Below are 4,444 nucleotides of genomic sequence, written 5' to 3'. Positions count from 1 at the left end.
CTACTATCCCTTGGTCGATGGTGACTGTTTTCTGCGCCTGGCTATTCGCCTCGTTGTAAATGACCAAAGCTGCAACTGGGATCAGGTATGGAGAGGCCGTGACGGCAGAACCTGCCAGAACCATGTTTGGGATCGCCTTGTACAGCGTACTCCAACTATAGACGATGTTGCGCCAGTGCGTGCGCTGTTTCGGAATGGGGCTGTCCGTCCCTGTCTGGAACGTCTCGAAATTTGAGTTCGGTATATCCGGTACGTCGAACCCCTCGGAGACGAAAGCTTCTCTGATCTGATCTGCCAGTGGCGCTATCGTCTCCCATTGGTCCGGAAGTACTTGTCGGAGCCGGCCTTCGAAGTCGGTTGCGATCATGCCCTGCGTCCCGAGCTGAATCCACAAAGTTGCGCTTCCCAATGCCAGCAGGATTCACTGTCCCTTTGAGCATTTCAATACCCGCATTCGGATGAGTACAGGTGAATGGGCGAGACCGCCCATCGCATGTCCAATACTCTGACTTTTTTGCTCTGGTATCGGCCGTCTGCAGCGCGGGATACTGAGCGCGTCTGAAAATTTACCCATTCAATGTCGTCCAGTGGCGGCAGTTTCGCCTATGCGTCGTGACCTACGCGAGATTCGCGGGTTCGCGCCCACAGCTAGCATCAGCAGGTCGCTGGGGTTGATTATCGCCAGCGCAATCGCTTCGATGGTGGTTTGCTTGTTCGTGCCCTGATCGTGCAAGGTTTCAAGATCCCCACTCAAACGATCTAGCGAGTGGCTCCGGTCACTACACAATTCGAGGAGGCCTTCAGAGGTTTGAAATTTCCTCTCTCCATTAATTGACAATGGCGTCGTCATCCATACTAGATATAGGCGTCGTGGTTCTTCTGAGTCTGTTTTAGGCTTGGAAGCTAAGAGGGAAGCCGGTGAGCGAGTTCGCAATGCCGGTGCTGCCCCCGCAACTGTAAGCAGTGAGTTGCTGTCGAGTAACGCCACTGGCGCCATGGAGCGCTGGGAAGGCCAGACAGCGGCAATGACCTGCGAGCCAGGAGACCTGCCGCGATAGATTTTGAACGTCCACGGGCGGGGTGTCCCGGTGGTGCGCTTGCGTTCTGCCGGCTTGCGCCGGCCGAGATTCAGCATGCGTCCGCTGAAGGCCTTCGCCCCAAACCATCGGGGAAGATGATGTTGGCGACCACTACACTTCAAACTACCGGGACCGACAGGATTCAGTCAGCTTTCAGCCAGGGTGGTTTCGAGACCGCGTCCGAACCTGGCTACCGGGTCATTCGGCGCAACGGCTCGGTGACACCGTTCGATGCGACCAAGATCACGGTCGCGCTGACCAAGGCGTTTCTCGCCACCGAGGGCCCGGTGGCGGCCGGTTCGCGCCGCGTCCACGACGTCGTCGGCGAGCTGGCCGGGCAGGTGTTTGCCGCGCTCACGCGACGGGCAGACGCCGGCCGCACCTTCCACATCGAGGAAATCCAAGACCAGGTCGAGCTGGCGTTGATGCGCTCCGAGCATCACAAGGTCGCCCGCGCTTATGTGCTCTACCGCGAGGAGCGGGCGCGCGAACGGGCTGCCACCAAAACGGCATGTGTCGAGGTCGCCGCACCGACGCTCCAGGTCAAGGCCGATGACGGCAGCTTGTTGCCGCTGGACGAGACACGCCTGGCCCGTATCGTCGACGAGGCGTGCGACGGGCTTGAGGCAGTCTCTTCGGATACCATCCTGGCTGAGACCAAGCGCAATCTTTATGACGGCATCACGGTCGACGAGCTTTCGCTGGCGCCGATTCTGGCTGCGCGAACGCTTGTCGAGACCGAGCCGAACTACGCCTTCGTCAGCGCCCGGCTGCTGATGGACCGCCTCCGGCGTGAGGCACTGAGCCTCGTCGCCGGCAGGTCCGAGCAGGCGACGCAAGGCGAAATGGCAGAACGCTATGCCTCCTATTTCGCCGACTTTATCGCCACCGGCATCGCGGTCGAGCTGATCGATCCCGAACTTGGCCGCTTCGATCTCGTCCGCCTGGGCGCGGCACTGAAGCCGGAGCGTGACCTGCAATTCCAGTATCTCGGGCTGCAGACACTCTATGACCGCTATTTCCTGCACGCCACTGGCAAGCGTTTCGAGCTTCCTCAAGCCTTTTTCATGCGTGTCGCCATGGGGCTTGCGGCACGCGAGATCRATCGTGAGGCCCGTGCAATCGAAATCTACGATCTGTTGTCGTCCTTCGACTTCATGGCCTCGACGCCGACGTTGTTCAATTCCGGCACGCTGCGGCCGCAGCTGTCTTCCTGCTTCCTCACCACCGTCGCCGACGATCTCGACGGCATCTTCAAGGCGGTGAAAGACAATGCGCTGCTCGCCAAATATTCGGGCGGCCTCGGTAACGACTGGACCCCGGTGCGTGGGCTTGGCGCCCACATAAAGGGCACCAATGGCGAGAGCCAGGGCGTGGTGCCGTTCTTGAAGGTGGCCAACGACACCGCGATCGCCGTCAATCAGGGCGGAAAGCGCAAGGGCGCGGTCTGCGCCTATCTCGAGACCTGGCATATCGACATCGAGGAGTTCCTCGACCTCAGGAAGAACACCGGCGACGACCGTCGCCGCACCCACGACATGAACACCGCAAATTGGGTGCCGGACTTGTTCATGGAGCGCGTCGAGGCCGACGGCGAGTGGACGCTGTTTTCTCCTGACGAGACGCCCGATCTGCACGATCTCTACGGTAAGGCCTTCAAGGCAGCCTACGAAGGCTACGAGGCGACAGCCTCCACGGGCGCCATCAAGGTGTTCCGCAAGGTCCGGGCGCTCGACCTGTGGCGCAAGATGCTGACCATGCTGTTCGAAACAGGGCATCCCTGGATCACGTTCAAGGATCCCTGCAACATCCGCTCGCCGCAGGGCCATGTCGGTGTTGTGCATTCGTCGAACCTGTGCACCGAAATCACGCTCAACACGTCGAAGGACGAGGTTGCCGTCTGCAATCTCGGTTCGGTCAATCTTGCCAATCACGTCGCAGCCGAGGGGCTCGACCTCGACCGGCTTGCCCGCACGGTGAAGACGGCGATGCGCATGCTCGACAACGTCATCGACATCAATTTCTACACCATTCCCGAAGCCAGGCGCTCGAACCTGCAACACCGTCCGGTCGGGCTCGGTCTGATGGGTTTCCAGGATGCGTTGCAGGCGATGAAGATCCCCTACGCTTCCGACGCGGCGGTGGCCTTTGCCGACGCCAGCATGGAGGCGATCTCCTACAACGCGATTTCGGCGTCCTGCGACCTCGCCGCCGAACGCGGGCGCTATCCTAGCTTCGACGGTTCGCTGTGGTCGAAGGGTATCTTGCCGATCGATTCCATCCGGCTGCTCGAAGAGGCTCGCCCTGGCGTGGAGATGGATGCGTCCTCGACGCTCGACTGGGACAGCCTGCGCAAGCGCGTCCAGAAGACCGGGATGCGCAATTCCAACACCATGGCGATCGCGCCGACGGCCACGATCTCCAACATCTGCGGCGTGGCACAGTCAATCGAGCCAGCCTACCAGAACCTGTTCGTCAAATCGAACATGTCGGGCGACTTCACCGTGGTCAACGCGGCCCTTGTCCATGATTTGAAGGCGAGGGGGCTGTGGGACGAGGTCATGGTCTCCGACCTCAAATATTTCGACGGCTCGGTCGGTCAGATCGACCGCATCCCCGACGAGCTCAAGGCGCTATACGCCACCGCTTTCGAGATCGACAGCGCCTGGCTGATTGAGGCCGCGTCGCGACGGCAGAAATGGATCGATCAGGCCCAGTCGCTCAACCTCTACATTGCCAATCCGAGCGGCAAGAAGCTCGACGCGCTCTATCGCCTTGCGTGGAGCAAGGGCCTGAAGACGACCTATTACCTGCGTTCGCGCTCGGCCTCGCATGTCGAGAAGTCGACGCTGAAGGGCACCGACGGCAAGCTCAATTCCGTCTCCGCTGTAGCCGTTGCCGCGTCGGCGCCGATCATCGTTAACGCCGACGCGGCATGGGGCAAAGCCTGCGCCATCGACGATCCCGAATGCGAAGCCTGCCAGTAGACATCAGCGAAAGCCGTCAACGCAGGCGCTGACCCTCATCCCTCTGCCGGGACCTTCTCCCCGTTTAGTGACGGGGAGAAGGAGGAAGCGGCAACCTCGCGGCCAGCCATCCTCTCCCCGTTACTAAACGGGGAGAGGATGCCGGCAGGCAGGTGAGGGACAGCGTCGAGGGCGCAGAACAAATCAAGGAAAACAAAAAATGCTCGACTGGTCCGAACCGAAATTTACACCCATCGTCCCGCCACTTGCAGACGTTCCGCTTGCCGATGCCACCGGTCTCGGTGTCATCGAACGTGGCGGCGGTCGCGTCCGCGTCGACGACAAGCGCATGACCAATGCCCGTGCCGACGTGAACCAGCTTCTGCCGCTCAAATACCG

Annotated in this window: 2 protein-coding genes, 1 pseudogene and 1 riboswitch; of the genes and pseudogenes, 2 read left to right on the top strand and 1 reads right to left on the bottom strand. The window is 60.7% G+C overall.

The window, feature by feature from the left end; all coding sequences use genetic code 11:
• Positions 1–367: hypothetical protein (locus AC1DUU_RS24345; protein ID WP_476785949.1), on the bottom strand; the 367-nt coding region annotated here is incomplete at its 3' end.
• Between the two features lie 487 nt (positions 368–854).
• A riboswitch (cobalamin riboswitch) is annotated at positions 855–1,068 on the top strand.
• 109 nt (positions 1,069–1,177) lie between these two features.
• Here AC1DUU_RS24345 and AC1DUU_RS24340 point away from each other — a divergent pair.
• Both AC1DUU_RS24340 and AC1DUU_RS24335 read left to right on the top strand, forming a co-directional pair.
• On the top strand, positions 1,178–4,066 hold the full coding sequence (locus AC1DUU_RS24340) for a ribonucleoside-diphosphate reductase subunit alpha (RefSeq protein WP_476785950.1): 2,889 nt from the start codon (positions 1,178–1,180) through the stop codon (positions 4,064–4,066).
• 199 nt (positions 4,067–4,265) lie between these two features.
• Positions 4,266–4,444, top strand: a pseudogene (locus AC1DUU_RS24335) (ribonucleotide-diphosphate reductase subunit beta); the annotation flags it as partial.

The sequence above is a fragment of the Aminobacter sp. P4_H6_2 genome, from assembly GCF_056400805.1.
Note: the sequence above shows the minus strand (reverse complement) of the source record. Positions and strands in the feature narration are given on the sequence as shown.